The following is a 20380-nucleotide window of genomic DNA, read 5'->3' on the forward strand; positions in this document are numbered from 1 at the left end:
TTGCAGGATATTCGCCCAAAAGGTGAAATTTTTTATCCCCGTTCTATTCATATCCCTTTAGCACATTGTAGAAGCTGGTCCTTACCAGATTAATCCACTCTCGTGACACGCAGGCAATCCAACATTGCTTGGTTGACTTCGCCGTTCATATTCTCGTTAGCCGACTCTAGCGCGAGCGTAAATACGACAGTACCTTTTTCCAGCCGTACTACTATCGGGTTGGAGTAACCCCAATCTGACCATTCTTCCACGCCGCGCTGGGGCAGCACAACGGTACCTAATAGCTGCGAGCCGTGACGTAGCGTCCGGATTGCGCATTTGTTGCTGGTGTTGATGGGGCCGTTGCCGTTAGCGTAGCGGAAATCCAAGGCGTATAAGCCAGTAGCCGGCACCGGCAGCCGCAACGTGAGACGGCGGTTCAGCGTCTTGCTGATTTCCACGAAACCGTTGCCCGAATATCCTTTGTAAGGCTTGCCAGACTTGGGCAGACCACTCTCCAACTCCACCGTACGCCGCAGCTTGCTTGCTCCCACAGCCAGCGGCTCACTAGCGAAACTCTCGAAACCGGCCGCATCCACCGCTACTACTTGGTACTCGGTGTACGCAGTGGGTACCGCGGGCACTGCCAGGCTGGTTTCGGTGGTGCGCGCCGCGAACTGACCGTTGCGCAATACTTGATAAGCCGTGGCACCTTCCACTGAGGCCCAGCTGATTCGGCCAGTGGCGTAGGTTAGTGCCGGTGTCATGGGGGCTACATGATGCGCTACTTTGTTTTGCGCGGCGCCGGTCGGCATCTCGTTAGTTAGTTCGACGCGAATGGCATGAGTCCCAGTGAGAGTGGCGGGCACGGTGGCATTGGGTAGAGGCTGGTCATCCATCGTAATGCTGCGGATACTACGGCCGTAGCCGGTCATTTCCACGTTGAGAATTGCACTGCGGTAGCGGAAGTTGCGGAGTTTGCGGGTGCCTTGCAGCGCCTGTGGCACGAAGGGCCGAAACGTGAGCTGGTCGGGCTGAAAATCCATACCGAACAAACCTTTGTAGACCAGGCCCAACGTCCCGGAAAGACTCCACAGCATCACGCCACTGTTCACCTGAGTACCGGCGAAATCGCCGTTGCTGGCCACGAAATTCTCCTTGTTGGTGAGAAACAGCGCGGCGGGCCGGGCCACGGCCATTAAGCTTTCCAAGAAGGCAGTTTCATTGCCGGACTGCGCGGCGGCCAGGCCCCAGTAGCTCTGCACGAAGGGCCACACGGCGTTGTTGTGATAGGGTGGAATGCCAGAAATCTGCGGGTAGATGCACGGAATGCCATAATCCATGACCGGCGTGCGAGCCACTACCGTTTTTGCCCGCTGCTCATCGGCTACTCCAAACAGCACCGTTAGCGCCTCTCCCAACGCCTCAGCCTTGGGTGAAAGCTGTGAAAAAGTGCGCCCGTACAGGTACTGCCCGTAGTAGCCTTTTTCTTCAAGCCAAAGGTGTTGGTTGATGCCCTGCTTGATGCGCGCCGCCACTGCCCGGTGCTTAGCGGCCACATCAGTCTCGCCTAGCTTTTCGGCCATCAACGCCAGCACCATATTGCCTTGGAAATGCGCCGCGTTGGTGCCTAGAGTCTGGCTCTGGTAGATATCCACGGGCTGCATCCATTTAGGATAGGTCTGCTCGCGCCAATCCAGAAACGATGACTCGCCGCGCACCAGGCCCGTTCGTGGGTCGTAGGCATTCTGCTGGTCGTCGGCTATGGATTGCTTGATGATGGGGTACACTTTCCGCAGCCAGTCTTCGTCGCCGGTGGCTTTATAGATTTCCCAGGCCGCCGTGGCCCAAATGATACGGTCGGTGGAGCAGGGGTAGGCGCCGCCGGTGCCCGTATCCTGAATGATGCGCCCATCGGGCGTGACTTTGCGCAACAGGCTGGTTTTGGCTACTTCCGGCTGCAAAAGCGCCTGCGAGAGAATAATGCTGTAGCTGATGTCGCGGGTCCAGACGCCAGCCCACTCTTGGCCGGTGCGGAAGGTGCCGTCTGGCTCTACAGCCCGCTTGGCTTCTTCCAGCGCCAAGTTATACAGCGCATCCAGCAACGGATACTCCGACTCCACTTGCGGAAACGCCGACACGTCCAGACTCTGCTTCCAGCGGCCAGCGGTGGTTTTTACATCCGAGTGAGCGTTGAGGATGATGGTGGCCTCGTAGATGCCGTTGCCATCGGGGTCTTTCAGTTCTAGCTGCGGCTTGTTGATCAGGTTGTCGAAGTCCCAGCTTAGCGGCGTGGTGTTGCCAGCTACAAACACGTGTTTGAAATCGTCTTTGTACAGCTTCTGCCCGTTGGAAAGCATATAGAAGCCCTGCTTCTGAAAAGCCGCCAGCACTGGCCGCAGATCCAACCGTATTTTCAGTGGGGTGTTGGGCGCGAGAAAAGTGTTGGCTGGTATTGGTGTTTGGTCCACGTACTGCTGGCCAAACACAATGGCCGGTGTTTCCAGCGGCTGCCCGTCGGCGCGTGGCAGAGCCATGAATACGTGGTCCTGGCCGGGCTGCATTTCATTGTCTTTGCCGTTGAGGCTGAATTTGAAGCTGACCTTGGGGCTCTGAAACTCGTTGGCTGGGCTTTGGTAATTGGAAGTCAACTCGGTCCGGGACACCGCCCGGGCCGTGTGCTTGCCTTGCACCAGTGAGTCGCGGTATACAGTGTAAGCGGCCGACGCCCACACAGACGCAGTTTTGGTGGGTGGCGTGACAGTGGTGGCCGTGGCAGGAGGAGTTGCTTTTTGCATCTGGCAGGAGCCCAACAGGCCCAGGGAGAGCAGAAAACTGGTGGAAAGACGAGGGTAATGCATAGGTCAAGGTAGTAGCAGGAGCGGGGAGAACCAAAGACCGAGCTTTGCTATTGCGCCCGGCCAGGCACAATAGCATATTGCTACCTGCCGCCCTAGGCAAACCAGTGCACAACTACCGGGCCCCATTAACAGCCCCGGATAGCAGCAAGTGGCTTCCTAACCATAGACTCAATTTCAGGCACCCACATCTATGGTGCTGCCGGTGTAAGGCTAATCAGGCAGGAGAAGATAGGAGGGACTAACGGTCGATGTAAACTGACAGTATTGCCTCATCGGCTGGCAGGCACATCTTCAATGACTAACGTCACTGCCGTATGATACGCCCGAAAGTCAATCTTAATAGTGTCAGTGTTGAGAACGAGAATTTGCATTAAGCAAATGTTAGTCTCATATCGGGATTCGCAAAAAAGGCTTTAATAGCTGATCAGTCGATATCTATAGAGATGTCTTTAATGTTTGTCTTATTTCTAGACGACAGAATGCCTCAGCACCCTATTTGAATTTTTGTATAGTGTACGAGTATAGGTATTTGAAGGGTTTTAAAGAATGAATAAAAATATTTGAGCAAGTGAGCTAGAACGTTATAATTTGTATTTTTGTATGTGTCTGACCAGGCAAAATAAGAGGCCGGTACCAGGTAAAGCTTCTTGAAAAAGACATCGTACTAATAGAGAAAAAAGTGACTATATAGCGGTTGGTAGAAATACTTTCATCGCTTCGTAGATCCGATTTAGCTTAAACTGAAAGACCACCGCTAACAGCAGAATTCTATGTCAGCCCCCAGCAGTTGTCAGAATTGCCCTTACCTGCATGATTCCCTGCTAGGGAATTGTCAGGCCAGCGAACTTGCCTTGATTTCGGGCAGTAAGATTTCGCAGCGCTATCAGCGGGGGCAGGTTATATTCCAGGAGGGTCACCGGCCTATCGGGCTCTATTGCATTCACAAAGGCAAGGTGAAGGTGTCGAAAACGAGCAACGACGGCAAGGAGCAAATTGTGCGGCTAGGCCGGGAAGGCAATGTGCTCGGCTATCAGGCGCTGACAGTCTACGGCAACCATGCTTCCACCGCTGTGGCCATGACCGACTGCATTATCTGCATGGTGCCTCGGCCAGACTTTTTCAGCCTCATTGAGCAAAATGCCCAGTTTTCTCACGCCCTCACGCGGCTGCTGGCCGCCGCTCTTGGCGCCGCTGAGCAGCGACTGTTGCACACGGCGTATAAGCCGGTGCGGGAGCGGCTAGTAGAAGCCCTGTTGGTGCTGCACGACTTTTTTCGCCCCGACGCTTCTTCTTCCTTCAGCATTCCCATCTCGCGCGATGATTTGGCAGCCTTCATGAGCACCGCCAAGGAAACCGCCAGCCGCCTGCTTTCTGAGTTCCGCGACGAAGGGCTGATTGCTACGAAGGGCAGCAAGATTACAATTCTCAACCTCGAAAAGCTGCGGAAGATTTCTGCTTTGCATAGCTAAGCGGAGGGTGGTAGTTTGAAAACATATACTGACCCTGGACCAACGCATTCCAACTGCTGGATCCAGTCAAAAAGTCCAATTTGTACTATCGCTCTACAGAATCGGATTTTGGTTTGCGCAGGCTGCTAAAATGTTTGAAAAAGTGACGAGAATCATTTTTTACCTTGATACCTGTCATTTTTTCTTGGCCTCAATTAGTTGAGCTTTGTATGGTAAGCTGATCAGTATCTAATAGTGAAAAACACGGATTCAGGTTGTTTACCAAAGTCTTTTTGATAGTCTGTAGGTAGTCGGAAAAGTTGGCCAACGCGTGGGCCGGCACGATACTTTTAGAGTACAATAAGCACCTTTTCATCACCCTTCTCTTTTCCCCTCCCCCTCCTTCTTCTCTTACAAGTATCATGGCTTATTCAGTCAACAACCCCGCAGGTAAAGTAGTACAGGACGTCATCACGGACCTGCCGGGCCTGGTGGCAATTGCCGTAGTCGACATAAACTCGGGCATGAGCCTGGCTTCGCACTCCAATTCGCCGTCTCTCAACCCCGATACCGCCGCCGCTTATAACACCGAAGTAGTGAAGCAAAAGCAAAAGGCCATGTCTGCTTTGAAACTTACTGGTGAGACTATCCAGGACATTCTTATCACGCTCACCAACCAGATGCACCTCATTCGGCTCAACGACGGTGGCACCAAGTTTATCTACCTGGTGGTGAATTCTCGGGATACCAACCTCGCCATTGCCCGTGACGTGCTGCGCACTCACTCCAATCAGCTCAACTAAATCAGCGCAGTTCATTCTGCATCAACATAAGTAGCCTCCGGGTTTTGTCGCTTACCTTCGGGATAGGCGCAGCACTAACCGTAGGAGGAAAACAACAGGGTAGGCAACACCCAAGACAACGGGCTGCCGGAGTATTCTTGCCTATTGTGGGTGCTAGGTGCGTCGGAGTAGTTCGTAGGCTTTCATGCAAATACCTTTTTTCCAACGTTTACAAGCCTTAACAGGGCCTACGGTTAATAAGATAGTAACCGTAGGTTCTGGACCGGAGGTGGGGGCGGCCGAGCAACTGCTGCAGCGGGTGCTGGCGGGGCTGCCAGAGTTGCTGGGAGCAGCAGTGGTACAAGTGGAGTCGGGGCAGGCACTGGCTACCTACACTACCACGCGCGAGCTCAACGTCAGCAAAGTACTCGGCTTCAATGCCGAGGTAATTCGACAGCAGCGCCAAGCTATGCGGGCGCTGTTGCTGCCAGAAGAGGAGCATCTGGAAGAAATTCTAATTACGCTTCAAACGCAGTTGCACTTGTTGCGGCTGCTGCCCGATGGCGCCAACTTCTTGTATGTAGTTGTCGACTGCCGCGATACGAATTTGGGCATTGCCCGCGCCGTGCTGCGCGCCGCCGAGGCGTAGGCCCCGTAGCGCGCGGCTGGTACGCGGCTCCCATTTTCTTCACCATTATTTCTTGTTATCATGAAACTGACGGCTTCACCTTTTGATCCGCAGACGGGCGAACTATTGCCTGTCTACCGCGACGCTTACCTTAACGGCGACCTAAGTCGCTCTTCAGCTAAAGCAGTAGAACAATACCTGCATCGGGATGCCGAGCAGGCCCACGAAACGCTCAACCGCTGGCAGCATTTGAACGCCACCGAGTCGAGCGTGGTGCCCGCACCCACCTGGGTGCAAAAGCAAATTCAGTACATCCGGGCCGAGCCGGTACGCTTCCGCCGCCGGGCCACCACTATGGTAGCCTCTGCCGCCCTGATTGGGTCGGTAGTATTCGCGGGCACCAAGCTGCCTACCGAGCGCACCATCACGGAAAATCTGCCCGCTGAAAGCAATGTCGTGATGCCCACGGAAGCTTCGGTAGCTTCTACGGAAGCCATGGCATCGGCTGCTTCGTTGCGCATGGTAACGGTACGGGGCCGCATTCTGAACGAAGACGGCACGCCGCTGGTCGGCGCCACCGTACTGCATGCTGGTAGCCGCGCCGGGGTATCGACCAACGCCGACGGCGAGTATCTGCTGCACGTGCCGGCTGGCACCAGCACCCTGAAGTATGGCTACGGCGGTTACCAGGACGAAGAGTTGATCGTGAAAGGCAGCACCGCTAGTGCCGATGTAACGCTACTGCCCAAGGAAGAGCAGCAGCAGAAGCGCCACTGGTGGAAGTTGTTCTAAGCGCTGCTCGCGCCATCTGTTTGTAGTAAATCGCTTGCGTGAAACCAAAATCGTATCGTAGAAAATCTACCCGCCAGTCTGAGGAAGCCACCAAGCCGGTTACGCCCGACCCGCTCGCCCAGGAAGTGGTGCAGCACGTGTTGGCCGATTTGCCGGGACTGTTGGCCGTGAGTGTAGTAGAGGTGGCTTCGGGCACTAACCTAGCGGCCCATTCCAATTCCACCATCAACCCCGATACGGCCGCGACTTTCAACGCCGAAGTGATAAAGCTCAAGCAGAAAGCCATGACTGCTCTGCAACTGGTTGGCGAGCAGCTCGACGATATTCTGATTACGCTCTCCAGCCAACTGCACCTGATGAAGCTCACCGCCAATGGTAGCAAGTTCATCTACCTGGTAGTAGATGCACAAACCACCAATCTGGCTATGGCCCGGGAAGTACTGCGCGTGCAGGCCGGACATCTCAACTAAGGCGGCCGCTAAGCCTCCGCAAATATGCTCTTCCACTGCGTGCGGTCTGTTTAGTTTGCCTGCTAAGCCCGCAACCGTTGCGCCTAGAGCCAAAAAGCCCCGTCTTCTGTGAGACGGGGCTTTTTACTTTTGTAGCAAGGCTATACAAATAAATAGGCTAGACTTTCTCGGCCACTTTAGATTCATCCTGAACGGTAGGCACGGGCACTGGTTTACGACCTCCTAGTACCACCAGCGCCACGGCTATTACAATAAGCCCCGCGCCGCCCAGCATGCTCACATTGAGCGTTTCGCCGGCGAAGGCCCAGCCCAGCAGCACCGCCACTACCGGATTCACGAAGGCATAGGTGCCTACCAGGGCTGGCTCCGCCGCACGCAGCAGCCAGATGTATGCCGTGAAGGCCACGATAGAGCCAAACGAAACCAGGTAAGCATACGCCAGCCAGGACTTCGCCGTAACGGCGGCCAAATCGAAGCCGGCGGCTTCCCCGCGCGCCAGACCTACCAGGGTCATCACCAGGCCGCCGCAAATCATTTGCATGCCGCCGGACACGAAAGGGGAGGGGGCTGGCTGGTGCTTTTTGGAGTACAACGAGCCGATAGACCATACCAGCGCCGCCGTCAGGATGAGGGCCAGGCCGATATTCTCGCGGCCGGGAATAGCCACGTGCGAGGCGCCGGGCGTGTGGGCCAGCAGGTACACGCCGCCAAACCCAAACAACAGCCCCAGCGCCACCAGCGGCGTCGGGCGCTGCGATACGCCGCTCAGCCAGCCGAGAATGGCCAGAAACATGGGCACCGTGGCTACTAGCAGGGAGGCCATGCCGGTAGGGATGTACTGCTCGCCCAGTGTCACGCCGCCATTGCCGAAGCCGAGCAGACACACCCCGATAATGAGGGCCGTGAGCCAGCCTTTGGCCGTGGGACTTGGGTGGCCACGCAGGCGCATGAAACTGTAGAGTAGCACCCCCGCCAGCGTGTAGCGGGTGCCTGCCATGAGTAAGGGCGGCATGGAGTCGATGGCGAAGCGGATGCCGAGGTAGGTGGAACCCCAGATGATGTAGACGGCCGCAAAAGCCAGCAGAATAGAAGTCCGGGCGGGCCGGCTGGAAGAACTGGTAGTCATGACAGAAGGGAAACGGAGCGGTAAACGTAGGAGCAACGGACTGCCGCCACCACCCGGAAGTTGCGGTAATGAGAAAAGCCCAGGATAACGACTCAAGCTCAGCAAACGTGCTGCAAGCGGAACTGCTGCGGCGTGAGGGCAAACACCGACTTGAACAGGCGCCCGAACGAGCTGGCCGACTCAAACCCGGTGGCCCCGCCCACTTCTCGCACCGGCAGTTCCGAGTGCGTCAGCAGGGTCTTGGCTTTTTCGAGGCGCACGGCCGTGAGGTATTGGTGGGGCGAGTGGCCGAACAACTGGCGGAAATGCCGCAGCAAATGGTTGCGGGAAAGCATGCTCACCTGCGCAATGCTGTCCAGCGTGAGCGACTCGGTGGCTTCAGCTTCAATAAACTCCCTAGCCAGGTGCAGGCGCCGGTAGATTTCCAAGCGGGTGGCAGGCTTCACGGCCGACAGGCGCGTGGCCGTCGTGCCGACCTGGCGGTGGTGGGTGGCTAGCAGCTCCAGCAGAATAGCGTAGAGCCGTTCTTCCAGGGCCATATCGGAAAGAGGACCGGCTTCCAGCTCTTGCTTGAGTTGCCAGAGCCGCCGCTGCAACGTGGGCGGGGCGGCCAGCAGCTGCTCATAGAACCAGACTGCGGCGCCCGTTTGGTCGAAGGGGTTGGTGAGGAGCTGCTGGTCGGAAAGGCCACTTACGGCGGCTTCCAACAGGGCCGGCGCGAAGTAGATAGCCAGGCACTGCACCCACTCCACCGACTGCACGGTGCCCGCGTACGGCTGGCCGGCATTCACGACTAGCAGGCGGTTGCGCTCCACTAGGAGCTTGCGGTGCCGCACGTAGTAGGCCTCGGTGCCCGTGAAGGCAAACTTCAGCGAAAACCGGTCGGTGTGGGTGGGCCAGTTGCAGAGCTTGCACAACGAGTTGATGACCGTGTTCTGGTCGGGCGCGCTCTTGAACAAGGCAAAATCCTGCAACGATTGCTCTTCGCTATCAACTACCGACTGTATGTACATGGGGCGTGACTTTCAAGGACCAGTGCAAAGGAAGCTATTACCAGCCGCCCCGGATGTGCCGATAGCACTTTTTTCGCTCTGTAGTCTTCAACTATCGCGGGGGCCAGCGGGTTGTGTATGAGCAGCGGCGGGATACGCTTGGCCGGCCCGGCTATAGGCAACATCAGCCGTGCGGGCTGCGCCAAACTCCCTACCTTTATACCGCTGATTTCACTGAATTCACCCACCGCATGAACCAATACGACGTTACCGTCATCGGCTCCGGGCCTGGCGGCTACGTGGCGGCCATCCGCTGCGCCCAACTCGGCCTCAAAACCGCCATCATCGAGAAGTACGACACGCTGGGCGGTACCTGCCTCAACGTGGGCTGCATCCCCAGCAAGGCCCTGCTCGACTCCACGGAGCACTTCCACAATGCCCACACCACGTTCAAGGAGCACGGCATCGAGCTGAGCGACTTGCAGGTGAACATGAACCAGATGATAGACCGCAAAAACGGCGTCGTGAAGGCTAATGTTGATGGGGTATCGTTCCTGATGAAGAAGAACAAGATCGACGTGCTCAAGGGCCTCGGCTCGTTCATCGATAAGAACCATATCAAAATCCAGCCCACCGAGGGCGGCGAAGAGCTGCAGATCGAGACCAAGAATGTCATCATCGCCACGGGCTCCAAGCCTACTGTGCTGCCCTTCATTGCGCAAGACAAGCAGCGCATCATCACGAGCACCGAGGCGCTGAATATCCGCGAAGTGCCCCGCCACTTCATCGTGATTGGTGGCGGCGTGATTGGGCTCGAAATGGCTTCCGTGTTTGCGCGCTTGAATGCCAAGGTGTCGGTAATCGAATTCGCCGATGCCCTCATCCCGACCATGGACCGCAGCCTGGGCAAAGAGATTCAGCGGGTGCTCAAGAAGAGCGGCGTCGAGTTTTTCCTGAGCCACAAAGTGACCGGCGCCACCCGCGACGGCGACTCCGTGACCGTAACTGCTACCAACCCCAAGGGCGAGGAAGTGAAGTTCGAGGGCGACTACTGCCTGGTGGCGGTGGGCCGCTCGCCCTACACGGCGGGCCTCAACCTGGAAGCCGCCGGCGTGGCAATGGAAGAGCGCGGCCGCATCAAGGTCGATGAGCACCTGCAAACCAACGTGCCCGGCATCTACGCCATCGGCGACGTGATTCGCGGGGCTATGCTGGCCCACAAGGCCGAGGAAGAAGGCACGTTCGTGGCCGAAACCATTGCCGGCCAGAAGCCCCACATCAATTACCTGCTCATTCCGGGCGTGGTGTACACCTGGCCCGAAGTGGCTGCCGTGGGCTATACCGAGGAGCAGCTCAAGGAGCAGGGCAAAGCCTATAAAACCGGCTCTTTCCCCTTCCGCGCTTCCGGCCGCGCCCGCGCCAGCATGGACCTCGACGGCTTCGTGAAAGTGCTGGCCGACCAGGAAACCGACGAAATCCTCGGTGTGCATATGATCGGCCCGCGCATCGCCGACCTCATTGCCGAAGCCGTAACGGCGATGGAGTTCCGCGCTTCCGCCGAGGATGTGGCCCGCATGAGCCACGCCCACCCCACCTACGCCGAAGCCATGAAAGAAGCCTGCCTCGCCGCCACCGAGAACCGGGCCATCCACATGTAATTCCACGCCCTGCGGCAGCAAAGTAAAGCGGCTGGAGCGATAGAAGCTTCAGCCGCTTTTCTATTACTTTAGTCCGGTGACGAAAGCGGACCATGTTGCTTACTGGAAGAATGCCGCCGACCAGAACTGGCAGGAGGTTGGCGCTATGTTTACGGCTGGTACCTACGTGCCTTGTCTGTTCTGGGCCCACCTGACCATTGAGAAGCTGGCCAAGGCGCTGTGGGTACAGGATAACGTTGCCGACACGCCGCCCTTCACGCACAACATCGCCCGCCTGTTGGCCGATACGACCCTGGTATTGACGCCAGCTCAAGCCACGTTTGTGCAGCAATTGAATACTTTTCAGTTGGAAGGCCGTTATGAAAGCTACACGGCCAATCTGCGCCAACGAGCCACCCACGCCTTCACCCAAGCAGTGTTGCAAGACGTAACCAACCTCCGCCAATGCTTACTCAATCAGCTGCCCTAGAACGGGTCAAAGCCTTTGCTGAAAGCATCCGTAGCCAATCTATTTCGCTACGGAAAGTCATTCTCTTCGGCTCCTACGCCCGCAACGAGCAGCGCCAGTTTTCGGACATCGATGTAGCCTTGGTGGCCGATGAATTCACCGGGTTCGGGTTCCAGGATGTGGGCCTAATCGGCAGCGCCATCATCCAACAACAGTTTGTTGACATCGAGCCACATACTTTCTCGCCCGAGCAATTTACGGATTGGAACCCCTTCGTTCAGGAGATTAAGCGGACCGGCATCGTCATCGGCGAATGGGAGCCGACAACCACCGAGAACCGGGCCATTCACATGTAATTGTGGTTACCCACTGACACAAAAACGGCCGAAGCATAAGAAACTTCGGCCGTTTTTATACTTGCAGTACACTGGGAGTTAAACGAAATCTGACGCGATGGGTGTATAGTACACAGGCTGTGTTTTCTGGTGAGATTCCACCGATTGGGACTGTCATTCTCAAGTTGTTCGAGGTGACAGGACTGCTGTTTAACTGTAAAAGTATTGGCGAAGAGGGCGAATGTTGGAAGTTATTAGACCCCATCACCTCAATGGAAATTGACTTAATGGTGTACGACCATTCTTATGCCATATTTTCCTGCCCTTTCGATGAGCAGCACCAGCACCCTGATAGAAATACCTACTTATTTAAGTCAGTTCTGTTCGTTTTGGTGCAACTAGGTGGAAAGACAGAGAATGCATTAGAGGCATGGGCCAGTGAGCCTTGGCACATTGCCAGATGGCGCTGGAATCAGTTCCACTAACGGATGGGGCAGGAATTGAAAGCAGCAAGAAGCTCTTGCTGCTTCAGCCGCTTTGCGTTTCTGTTACAGTGTACTTTTTACTTGGTAAGTAACGCTCCGCAAACGTAGCTGCTACCGCGACAGCCGGGCAATGAACAGGGCTTTCAGCTCATCGGGAGTGCAGTCCAGCATAGAAGCCGAGAGCAATATGGGCGAGCCGTACTGCTTGTGGTAGTTTTCGAACAGGTGCCGGGTGGCTGCCTTCGGGGGCCGGGCAATGTACTTGGCGGGGTCGCGCAGCAGCACCACGAGGAAGCGTGAAAACCCGATTCTGATATCTCGCAATTCCACAACGTCGTCCCAGGCTACGAGCCCAGCCGCCGCGCCCGAGGTGTTGTCGACGGAGCCCTCCGCACTCATTATCAAGCCGGGCGTTTTACTGAGCAGCTGCCTGACAAACAGGAAACCAGCAAGCGCCAGTAGCACCGCGCAGGTTATCCCGATTGCGCGCACCAGCGGCGGGCTATACACCCCGTTGACGATGATGTGCTCCGCATCGTAGGCCACGTAGAGGCCGCAGCAGGCCAACAAGAACATCAAGCCAGCAAATAACCCGGTCTTTCGGGCGCTACGAGGAATTGCGACGGTAGAGGTAGTCATTAGATTGAAAAGGTACGGGGCACCTTGCTAGGATGCTCTTAGAAGCTCTTCAGGTTAGCTTTTACTTGAAGAGCAACTCCTTGCAGCAGTTTCTAGCAGCTTTTTATGTTGTTAAGATAACCGTGACGAGTGTTTCGTTGTGTTGCCAAGCTGAAAAGATGGTATTAACGCCGCAGAGAAGATTAACTTAAACATCTTTTAAATGCTACCGGGTCATTCTGTAGAATACAGCCATTGAAGCTTCAGGCGCTGGATGATGCCGCTTTTTGCGTAGTTTCAAAGGCCAAATTTCTATTCCCTGTCTGATGCGCTTTTACTTACGCTTTTGCTGCCTGTGGGCAGGGTTGCTGCTGCTGGCTCGTGTGGGACTATGCCAAACGGCCAGCGCCACGGCGCTTGCGCAGTCGGCCAAGCTGGAGGCCGAGAAGAAATACGAATCGGCTTATCAAGTGCTCGACAAAGCTGACCCTAAAGACCAGCAGCCCGACATTTTCTTACGGAAGGCAAAGCTGCTGCTCGACAACTACCTCATTACCCTCAGCTTTCAAGCGTTTGGCTTAAAGAACCTTGCTCCGGGCGAGACCGTGGAACAGCTGCGCGGGCAAGAAGGGCAGTATAGCCTGCATCAGCTTGAGATTCCGCGGAAGATTCAGCAGCTGCAAAAACAGTTTCCACAAGACTACCGCCTCAGCAAGGGCTTAGCCGACTACTACTACCAGGCCGTGCTCTGCCATTGCGGTGAGCGGGATAAAACAGAGGCCCAACTGCTGGCATTGGTCGTCAAAAACTACGACCTGGCCCACGCGCACAAGCTCGGCGATTTTATGTCGTACTACGCCCTGGGATACGCGCACTTGGTGCAGCAGCAGGCGCAACCAAGCGTGGCGTTGTTTGAGCAGTCTATTGCCCTGAATCCGGATTACCCTACTTCGCACTACAACCTGGCTTATGCGCTTTTGCAATTGCAGAAGCCCGCCGAGGCCGCGCCACATGCTCAAAAAGCTTTTCAGCTTTACACCGACCCGGCTTTGAAGGCCGACGCGGCCCGCATGTTGGCGGAGCTTTACCGACGGCAGCAGCAACCCGCCGAGGCTCGCAAAGCATTGCTGCAAAGCCTGGAGCTACAGCCGCAAAACTACAGTACACTACGCACGCTGTTGGAGCAGGCCGTAACCGCGCATACCCCCGATGCTACGGAGTGGGCTACCCGCCTCTATGAGCTGAATCCGGCCGATGACCAGATGTTCTCGGATATTATGGACATCTACCAAGCCCAGAACCAGTGGGCCGAAGCGGAGGCCTTTTTCAGCAGTCAACTGCCCAAAGCGCCCAATAAACCAGCGGCGCAAGGGTTGCTGCATTTCTATGTGGCCATTCTCAACATGCAGCTCCAACGCCCCAAGGTGGCCCGGCCGCATTTCCTGGCCGCGCAAACCCAGCTCAAGAAAGTAGCCAAGCCCGACAACCCAATATTCGAGACTATCAACAAAGGGTTGGCGGAATCTAACTAACCATCGAAAGATATTCAGGCTCCCTCCTCGCCCCTAACATGGAGAAGGCATCAATCTGCGGCTTGCTTGACTTGGTGCTGGTGCTGTTTAGCCAGCAACCAGAGTACTCCCACGAACCACGTGAGGGCAATGAAGGCAACCTCGGTGCCTTCCTCGGGGGCGGAGGAGCCTTGCTGACCCTAGGAATGTTTACCGTCCTGGTGCTGGTAGCGGTTGCCATCATCCGAAAGCGCGAGGTGATGGCTGCCGTAACCATTCTGCTAGCCAGTGGCTGGGGCGTGGCTACCTACTGGATCTTCGACAACATCCTGAACAGGGCTTTTCAGTATTACGCGGTGGTGAGGGGCGTACCGCTAAACAGCCAGTGGCCCCTAAGCCTGATCCTGTGCTTCTTACTAGACGGACTTTGTGCCGCCTTAGTCGTCGTGTGGGCCCGGCAGATATGGCGCCGACTGCACAACCCAGAGCACAATGCTGGCACCAACGGATAGCACACCTGATCTGAGCAGCTCGTGTGATGCGCAAAAGCGGCTGAAGCTACGGGAGCTTCAGCCGCTTGGCGTCTATTGAGAGGGCTGACGCAGCGATCAATCTGCTTGTGCTGCAGGTAGTCCGCACAGCTCTAGCTCCTGACTTACCTGAGAGCCCCTTACCGAAAGATGAGTGGTTGGGTGGCTTGGTAACCAGCCTTGTCCTGTAGGCGCAGCACGTGCCACCCGGCTGGTTGCGGCGGGAAGGAGAGGGCCAACACCCCGTCTGCGTTGCACCGCACGACTTGCGTGAAAACCACCCGGCCGGCGGCGTCCAACAATTGCACCTGCAAATCCGTGCGGGGAAGTGGAGCCGGCAGCTGCAAGGTGACGTTCGTGCAGGCCGGGTTGGGGTACACCGCGAAGGAAGTAGCGGCGCGACGCGGCGCGTTGGCCGTCAGCGTGGCGGCCAACGTGGTAAAGGGCAGGCCCGCTCCGCCAGTTCCTCCAGAGCTTTGCCCGTTGGTGCAGTTGGTGAAAAAAGTCACGCCATACGTAGTGCTAGGCAGCAGCCCCGTCAGCTGTAGCGGCGATTGGGTGACGGTGTAACGCCCCACCAACGTGGAGCTGACGCCCTGTTGAATCCGATGCACGTCCACGGTGTAGTCCCGGACCGGGCTGGAGACTCCGGGTCCGAAGGAGATGTCGGCCGACGTGGCTCTGATGTTGATGGGCTGCACGTCATTGGGGCCGCCGCAGTACTCAGCCGTTCGGAAAGCCAGCTGCGCGGGTGCAGCGGTCTGACCACCGCCGCACTGCCGAAGAATCTGCACGGTGTAGTTGGTATTGTACATCAGCCCCCGCAGTTGCACCGCCGTTGCCCCGGCTGGCAGGGTATACGCCTGCGTGACGGGCGTAGTGCTCACGGTGTAGCCCTCGGCTCCGGCGGGGCTAGTAAAACGCACGACAGCAGAGTACTGCCCAATACTATCGGCGGCCAGCGCGGTAACGGGGGCGCAGACTGAACCCTGCGCATAGGCGGTACCTGGTCCGAGAAGGCAAGCAAGCAGCCACCCACCAATACGACGCTGGCGCAAGGCCCAACGGCTGTTCCGGAGTAAAAAGATATTCTGAAGAGCGTAGCGTGAAATCATGCTGCAGACAGTAATAAAAAAGAGTGGAGTAAGGTAGATAATCACGGCCACTATCTGCCCTCATCGTAGCAAAGTACTAGGACCGGGCGGTGAGCAGTTGGGAGGAAAAACCACCCATATACCGAGGAAAGCGGGATGGACTACATTAAGGGGTTGAGTAAGTTTCGGCCGCCTCGGATGCTGCTTTTATGTAGCTTCAAGAGCCCGAATTTCTATTCCCTGCTGATGCAATTTCCACCTACGCTTTTGCTGCCTTGTGGCAGTGTTGCTACTGCTGGCTCGGGTGGTAACGGGCCAAACGGCTCGGGCAGTACTAGCGGAGTCGGCCAAGCTTGAAGCCGCGAAGCAATACGAATCTGCCTATCAGGTTTTCATTTTTACCCCATGACTATGCCTCGTTTCGTTGCCTGTCTGCTGGCCTTAGGGCTTGGCTGTGCTTCTCTAAGCTCGCTGGCCCAACCCGCTACAACGACTGCTCCTGCTTCGGTGGCCCCGTCGGCGGCGGTAGCACTTGCTGCTCCACCACTAGCAACCCTAACGCCCCGACAAGTGCAGCATGTAGCCGCGCTAGGGCAGGTTTGGGGCTTTCTGAAATACTTTCACCCGGCCGTGGCCAGCGGGCAGCGCGACTGGGACGCCGAACTGTTGCGCCAGCTGCCCGCGGTACTCGCCTGCCGTTCGGTGGCGGAGCGTAGCCGTCTGCTCAGTGCCTGGATCACCAGTCTAGGCCCCGTCCCGGCTTGTTCCGCCTGCGCCACGCCGCCCACCAAGCCCGTGCGCCTGACGCCCGATTTGCGCTGGGCCCAGGACGCGAAGCGCTTTAGTGCTCCGCTACGTCAGCAGTTGGCCCTTATCGCGGCCAATCACTATCAAGGGCCGCCTTATTATGTCACTAAGCTGGGGCACAGCACGGTGTTTCCCCACGAAGAAGCCTACGCCGAGCCGGCCCTACCTCCCCAGGGCTTGCGCCTGCTGGGCCTGTGCCGCTATTGGAACATGTTCCAGTATCACTATCCCTACCCGTATGCTATTGGAGAAGACTGGTCCCGCGTGCTGATTGACATGTTGCCCCGCTTTGCCGAAGCCAACACGACCCTAAGCTACCGGCACGCAGCCTTAGCCCTGTTTAGCCGCGTCCACGACGGCCACTCCCGTTTTTACCCGCCCGACCCGCTGCTCGAAGCCGAACGGGGCGCCTATCAAGTGGCCGCCGACGTGCAGTTTCTCGACGAGCAGGCCGTGGTAATGCGCGTGCGCCGCGATGGACTCGTGCCCGCTTCCCCGCTCGAACCAGGCGACATTATCACGCATCTGGCGGGCACGGCGGTGGCAGAGCTGGTGAAGCAGCGCCTACCCGAGACGCCGGCTTCCAACCGGGCGGCCCAGCTCAACACCATTGCCCTAAATCTGCTGTACAGCCCCACCCCGCAAATGGAATTGCGCGTGGTGCGGGCCAGTCAAGAGCAGCGTCTGGTGGCGCCCTGCATCAAGGTAGGCGCGGTGCCTCCCGCTACTCCCGCAGCCGCCGATAGCATGTATCGGTTTCTGACCCCCGAGGTAGGGTATATTGATATGGCCCGCATAACTGCGGCGAAGGTGGCGGTGATTATGAAAGCCTTTGCCCACACAAAAGGCATCGTGGTAGACCAGCGCAACTACCCCGGCGCGTTTGTCGCTACGTTGCTGCCGGGTTACTTCCTGACGCAGCCCGCTCTGATTTCGAAATTCACGGAGCAGGAGCCGGGCTTTCCAGGACGCTTTTTATGGCAGCCCGCTGATACGCTCAAGCCTGTAGGCTCCACGCCCTACGCCGGGCAGGTGGTAGTACTGGTTAATGAAGTGAGCCGGAGCGCGGCCGAGTACACCGCTATGGCGTTCCGTGCTACTCCCCACTGCACGTTGCTAGGCAGCCAAACAGCGGGTGCCGACGGCAACTCTACTCCCATAGTACTGCCGGGTGGCCTGAAAACTCTGATGACGGGCATTGGGTGCTACTATCCCGATGGCGGCGAAACGCAACGCGTAGGCCTCGTGCCCGACGTGCTCATGCGCCCAACTGTAGCAGGAGCCCGAGCGGGCCGTGATGAGTTGCGGGATCGGGCGGTTGAACTCATTACGCAAGCTGCTAAATCTGTCAATTAAACAGGTTTTTAGGGTGCTAGTTATTTGGGCGGCGTAGTCGTCCAGTCGCAAATTAGAAAGCGGCGGAAGCTCTTGGAGTTTCCGCCGCTTTTTTGCTCGTATTCCTTCCGCTAGTTCTCTGAGAATCATTTGGAAACGGCCATTGAGCAAGCCTTATATTACTGTTAAGCTACTGAAATAAAACAATTTGCGTGCAACTGTATTAGATGTACAGAGTATAGTAAATGCCCATAAAGCGGATTCAGTTTGCCTTTCCACGCAGAAGTACATCCATCCAATCCTTTCCTTTTTTATGAAAAAACACTACTTGACACAGTCGGCTTTAGGCGCGCTAGCGTTACTGCTGATTGGCGGGACTCCTGTGTTGGCCCAGCAAACGCCGTCTCTGATCCAGGACGCGAACAATGCCAAAAAACTCAAAGTGTCGGCCGATTTGCTGGCTCTAGCGGACGGCCAGCAGCGGACGAGTGCCCGGGGCCAGGCTTCGGATTCGCCCTTCTCTGGGACCACTAAACTCCAGATTAGCAATGGCTACGTGGTGGTAGAAGCCGTGGCTAGCTCCGCCGACGCCACCCAATTGCTGGCCGATTTGCAGACCAAAGGCTTGCGCGACGGCGTAGCGTACGGCGCGATGGTGTCGGGGCTGTTCCCGGTGGCTAACCTGACCTTGCTAGAAGGGGTGAAGTCTTTGCAGCAGCTACGCCCCGCGTATGCGCCCGGCCGCAACGTGGGCCGCGTAACCAGCCAGGGCGACGTAGCTCTCAAGGCCGATGTAGCCCGCGCCCGGTACAGCGTTTCGGGCAAGCGAGTGAAGGTGGGCATCTTGTCGGATAGCTACAACAACTTGGGCGGGGCGTCCGCCGGGGTGGCCAGCGGCGACTTGCCGGCCAACGTGGAAGTGCTGAAAGACCTACCCTCCGGTGGCATTGATGAAGGCCGGGGCATGGCCGAAATCGTGCACGACGTGGCCCCCGACGCGCCTATCGCCTTCCGTACGGCCTTTCTGGGTCAGCCCGATTTCGCCCAGGGTATCGAGGAGTTGCAGCAGGCCGGCAGCCGCATCATCGTCGACGACATCATTTACTTTGCGGAGCCTTTCTTTCAGAACGGTATCATAGCCCAAGCCGCCAGCAAAGTAACTCGCGCTGGTTCGCTGTACTTCTCCTCGGCCGGCAACCAGGGCGAGCAGTCTTACCAGGCCGCGTTTAAAAATTCCGGCCGCACGTTTCCCGGCGTAGAAGGCATTGCCCACGATTTTGGCAACGGCGACATTCTCCAGGCCATCACGGTGCCGCCCCGCGGCAATCTGACACTGTCTTTCCAGTGGGACGATCCTTTCTTTTCCGCCAGCGGCCGCGTTGGAGCCCGAACCGACCTCGACTTGTACTTGCTGTTCAATGGGCAGCTGCTACCTTTCTTCTCGGCCAACAACAACATTGGCGGCGACCCTTTCGAGTTCATCAACGTGGTGAACAACGGCACGGCCCCCGCCACCGTCGATCTGCTGATCGTGAAGAAAGCGGGCCCCGATCCAAAATTGATCAAGTACATCAACTTCGGCGACCCGGCTACCGTGGAGTACGACACGCGCAGCTCCACGCTCGTGGGCCACGCCAATGCCAAGGAGGTGGTAGCCGTGGGCGCTTCAGCCTACTTTAACACGCCGCTCTTCGACCCCAAGATTACCTCTCCGCTCATCAACGGGTTTTCGGCCCTAGGTGGCACCCCGCTGCTGTTCAACACCAACGGCCAACGCCTGGCGTTTCCCCAAGTGAGTCTGAAGCCCGAAATAAGCGGCCCGGATGGCGCCAATAACACCTTTTTTCCGCCCTTCCCCGGCGCTGACTACGAAGGCGACGGTTTCCCGAATTTCTTCGGCACTTCGGCTTCGGCTCCGCACGTGGCCGCCGTAGCCGCACTGCTAGTCGACGCCGTGGAGCCCGACCTAAATTTCCCCTTCGACCCTGGCACGACTACGGTGTTGCAAAACCTGATCAACGGCGCCGTGCGCACGGTACTCAACGTGACGGCCCAGGACATGGACAACCCGCTCACGCCCGCCTTCGACCGAAGCTTTGACTTCAAAACCGGTTTCGGCTTCGTGCAGGCTGATGCAGCCCTGAACCTGCTCCGCGGCAACTACGGTGCGGACATAGCGCGCCAAGTACAGGCGTTGGCCCCTTCGGCCAAGGTGCAAGCGTTGGCCATGTATCCCAACCCATCGAGCGGCGCCGTGAACTTTGCTGTAAATGGCAAAGCCAACCAAGCCGTCAAACTCACAGTGCTCAACAACATGGGCACGTCGGTGTATCAGGCTGAAGGCGTGGAGCGCCTCACGCTCACCAAAGACTTCAGCACCCTGCCCAAAGGCCTCTACACGGCCCGTATCCAGGTAGGCAACGAAGTAACCACGCAGCACTTACAGATCAAGTAGTAACTGTGGCTTGCTCGTAACAAGCA

Annotated in this window: 17 protein-coding genes; 12 read left to right on the forward strand and 5 right to left on the reverse strand. The window is 57.2% G+C overall.

Annotated elements, in window-relative coordinates; translation table 11 throughout:
* Positions 1-89: 89 nt before the first annotated feature.
* Positions 90-2840 carry an alpha-L-rhamnosidase-related protein gene (locus tag ACYSMN_RS02090; RefSeq protein WP_488922181.1) on the reverse strand — a complete coding sequence of 917 codons (2751 nt, stop codon included), beginning with the start codon at positions 2838-2840 and terminating at the stop codon, positions 90-92.
* A gap of 851 nt (positions 2841-3691) precedes the next feature.
* Between ACYSMN_RS02090 and ACYSMN_RS02095 the strand changes: the two genes are divergently transcribed.
* The 5 genes from ACYSMN_RS02095 to ACYSMN_RS02115 all read left to right on the forward strand — a co-directional run bounded on the left by ACYSMN_RS02095 (position 3692) and on the right by ACYSMN_RS02115 (position 6960).
* The gene (locus ACYSMN_RS02095; protein WP_488922182.1) at positions 3692-4309 is read left to right on the forward strand and encodes a Crp/Fnr family transcriptional regulator; all 618 of its coding nucleotides are present in this window, start codon (positions 3692-3694) and stop codon (positions 4307-4309) included.
* A 401-nt stretch (positions 4310-4710) separates the two neighbouring features.
* The gene (locus ACYSMN_RS02100; protein WP_488922183.1) at positions 4711-5091 is read left to right on the forward strand and encodes a hypothetical protein; all 381 of its coding nucleotides are present in this window, start codon (positions 4711-4713) and stop codon (positions 5089-5091) included.
* A gap of 184 nt (positions 5092-5275) precedes the next feature.
* On the forward strand, positions 5276-5719 hold the full coding sequence (locus tag ACYSMN_RS02105; protein ID WP_488922184.1) for a hypothetical protein: 444 nt from the start codon (positions 5276-5278) through the stop codon (positions 5717-5719).
* Between the two features lie 60 nt (positions 5720-5779).
* The gene (locus tag ACYSMN_RS02110) at positions 5780-6490 is read left to right on the forward strand and encodes a carboxypeptidase-like regulatory domain-containing protein (protein ID WP_488922185.1); all 711 of its coding nucleotides are present in this window, start codon (positions 5780-5782) and stop codon (positions 6488-6490) included.
* Between the two features lie 38 nt (positions 6491-6528).
* Positions 6529-6960: a hypothetical protein gene (locus ACYSMN_RS02115; RefSeq protein WP_488922186.1), complete on the forward strand. Its 432-nt coding sequence runs from the start codon at positions 6529-6531 to the stop codon at positions 6958-6960.
* A gap of 157 nt (positions 6961-7117) precedes the next feature.
* Here the strand turns inward: ACYSMN_RS02115 and ACYSMN_RS02120 are convergent, their stop codons facing one another.
* Complete coding sequence (locus ACYSMN_RS02120) at positions 7118-8086, reverse strand: EamA family transporter (protein ID WP_488922187.1); 969 nt, start codon at positions 8084-8086, stop codon at positions 7118-7120.
* A gap of 98 nt (positions 8087-8184) precedes the next feature.
* The gene (locus tag ACYSMN_RS02125) at positions 8185-9099 is read right to left on the reverse strand and encodes a helix-turn-helix domain-containing protein (protein ID WP_488922188.1); all 915 of its coding nucleotides are present in this window, start codon (positions 9097-9099) and stop codon (positions 8185-8187) included.
* A 230-nt stretch (positions 9100-9329) separates the two neighbouring features.
* Between ACYSMN_RS02125 and lpdA the strand changes: the two genes are divergently transcribed.
* The 3 genes from lpdA to ACYSMN_RS02140 all read left to right on the forward strand — a co-directional run bounded on the left by lpdA (position 9330) and on the right by ACYSMN_RS02140 (position 11540).
* Entirely contained in the window at positions 9330-10736 is a 1407-nt protein-coding gene (gene lpdA / locus ACYSMN_RS02130; RefSeq protein ID WP_488922189.1) for a dihydrolipoyl dehydrogenase, read from the forward strand.
* A gap of 76 nt (positions 10737-10812) precedes the next feature.
* Complete coding sequence (locus ACYSMN_RS02135) at positions 10813-11205, forward strand: HEPN domain-containing protein (RefSeq protein ID WP_488922190.1); 393 nt, start codon at positions 10813-10815, stop codon at positions 11203-11205.
* Positions 11181-11540 carry a nucleotidyltransferase domain-containing protein gene (locus tag ACYSMN_RS02140; protein ID WP_488922191.1) on the forward strand — a complete coding sequence of 120 codons (360 nt, stop codon included), beginning with the start codon at positions 11181-11183 and terminating at the stop codon, positions 11538-11540. The genes ACYSMN_RS02135 and ACYSMN_RS02140 overlap by 25 nt, the downstream gene beginning before the upstream one ends.
* Positions 11541-12115: 575 nt before the next feature.
* Here ACYSMN_RS02140 and ACYSMN_RS02145 read toward each other — a convergent pair.
* Positions 12116-12643 (reverse strand): STM3941 family protein, encoded by a 528-nt coding sequence (locus ACYSMN_RS02145; protein WP_488922192.1) that lies wholly within the window; start codon positions 12641-12643, stop codon positions 12116-12118.
* A 305-nt stretch (positions 12644-12948) separates the two neighbouring features.
* Here ACYSMN_RS02145 and ACYSMN_RS02150 point away from each other — a divergent pair, with 305 nt between their 5' ends.
* On the forward strand, positions 12949-14154 hold the full coding sequence (locus ACYSMN_RS02150) for a tetratricopeptide repeat protein (protein WP_488922193.1): 1206 nt from the start codon (positions 12949-12951) through the stop codon (positions 14152-14154).
* Positions 14155-14192: 38 nt separating this feature from the next.
* A complete protein-coding gene (locus ACYSMN_RS02155) occupies positions 14193-14645 on the forward strand; it encodes a hypothetical protein (protein ID WP_488922194.1) in 453 nt (150 codons plus the stop codon).
* A 158-nt stretch (positions 14646-14803) separates the two neighbouring features.
* Here ACYSMN_RS02155 and ACYSMN_RS02160 read toward each other — a convergent pair whose 3' ends face one another.
* The gene (locus ACYSMN_RS02160; RefSeq protein WP_488922195.1) at positions 14804-15778 is read right to left on the reverse strand and encodes a fibronectin type III domain-containing protein; all 975 of its coding nucleotides are present in this window, start codon (positions 15776-15778) and stop codon (positions 14804-14806) included.
* A gap of 390 nt (positions 15779-16168) precedes the next feature.
* Here ACYSMN_RS02160 and ACYSMN_RS02165 point away from each other — a divergent pair, with 390 nt between their 5' ends.
* Positions 16169-17920, forward strand: a complete 1752-nt coding sequence (locus tag ACYSMN_RS02165) for a S41 family peptidase (RefSeq protein ID WP_488922196.1) — start codon at positions 16169-16171, stop codon at positions 17918-17920.
* A gap of 292 nt (positions 17921-18212) precedes the next feature.
* Positions 18213-20354: a T9SS type A sorting domain-containing protein gene (locus ACYSMN_RS02170; protein ID WP_488922197.1), complete on the forward strand. Its 2142-nt coding sequence runs from the start codon at positions 18213-18215 to the stop codon at positions 20352-20354.
* Positions 20355-20380: the final 26 nt, after the last annotated feature.

It is taken from the genome of Hymenobacter sp. M1-2, from assembly GCF_057808495.1.

Excerpts from the sequence above, each read along its gene's own strand:
- ACYSMN_RS02090 (WP_488922181.1), bottom strand. The coding sequence starts at position 2,840 with ATGCATTACCCTCGTCTTTCCACCAGTTTTCTGCTCTCCCTGGGCCTG.
- ACYSMN_RS02100 (WP_488922183.1), top strand. The coding sequence starts at position 4,711 with ATGGCTTATTCAGTCAACAACCCCGCAGGTAAAGTAGTACAGGACGTC.
- ACYSMN_RS02105 (WP_488922184.1), top strand. The coding sequence starts at position 5,276 with ATGCAAATACCTTTTTTCCAACGTTTACAAGCCTTAACAGGGCCTACG.
- ACYSMN_RS02110 (WP_488922185.1), top strand. The coding sequence starts at position 5,780 with ATGAAACTGACGGCTTCACCTTTTGATCCGCAGACGGGCGAACTATTG.
- ACYSMN_RS02120 (WP_488922187.1), bottom strand. The coding sequence starts at position 8,086 with ATGACTACCAGTTCTTCCAGCCGGCCCGCCCGGACTTCTATTCTGCTG.
- ACYSMN_RS02125 (WP_488922188.1), bottom strand. The coding sequence starts at position 9,099 with ATGTACATACAGTCGGTAGTTGATAGCGAAGAGCAATCGTTGCAGGAT.
- lpdA (WP_488922189.1), top strand. The coding sequence starts at position 9,330 with ATGAACCAATACGACGTTACCGTCATCGGCTCCGGGCCTGGCGGCTAC.
- ACYSMN_RS02140 (WP_488922191.1), top strand. The coding sequence starts at position 11,181 with ATGCTTACTCAATCAGCTGCCCTAGAACGGGTCAAAGCCTTTGCTGAA.
- ACYSMN_RS02145 (WP_488922192.1), bottom strand. The coding sequence starts at position 12,643 with ATGACTACCTCTACCGTCGCAATTCCTCGTAGCGCCCGAAAGACCGGG.
- ACYSMN_RS02150 (WP_488922193.1), top strand. The coding sequence starts at position 12,949 with ATGCGCTTTTACTTACGCTTTTGCTGCCTGTGGGCAGGGTTGCTGCTG.
- ACYSMN_RS02155 (WP_488922194.1), top strand. The coding sequence starts at position 14,193 with ATGGAGAAGGCATCAATCTGCGGCTTGCTTGACTTGGTGCTGGTGCTG.
- ACYSMN_RS02160 (WP_488922195.1), bottom strand. The coding sequence starts at position 15,778 with ATGATTTCACGCTACGCTCTTCAGAATATCTTTTTACTCCGGAACAGC.
- ACYSMN_RS02165 (WP_488922196.1), top strand. The coding sequence starts at position 16,169 with ATGCCTCGTTTCGTTGCCTGTCTGCTGGCCTTAGGGCTTGGCTGTGCT.
- ACYSMN_RS02170 (WP_488922197.1), top strand. The coding sequence starts at position 18,213 with ATGAAAAAACACTACTTGACACAGTCGGCTTTAGGCGCGCTAGCGTTA.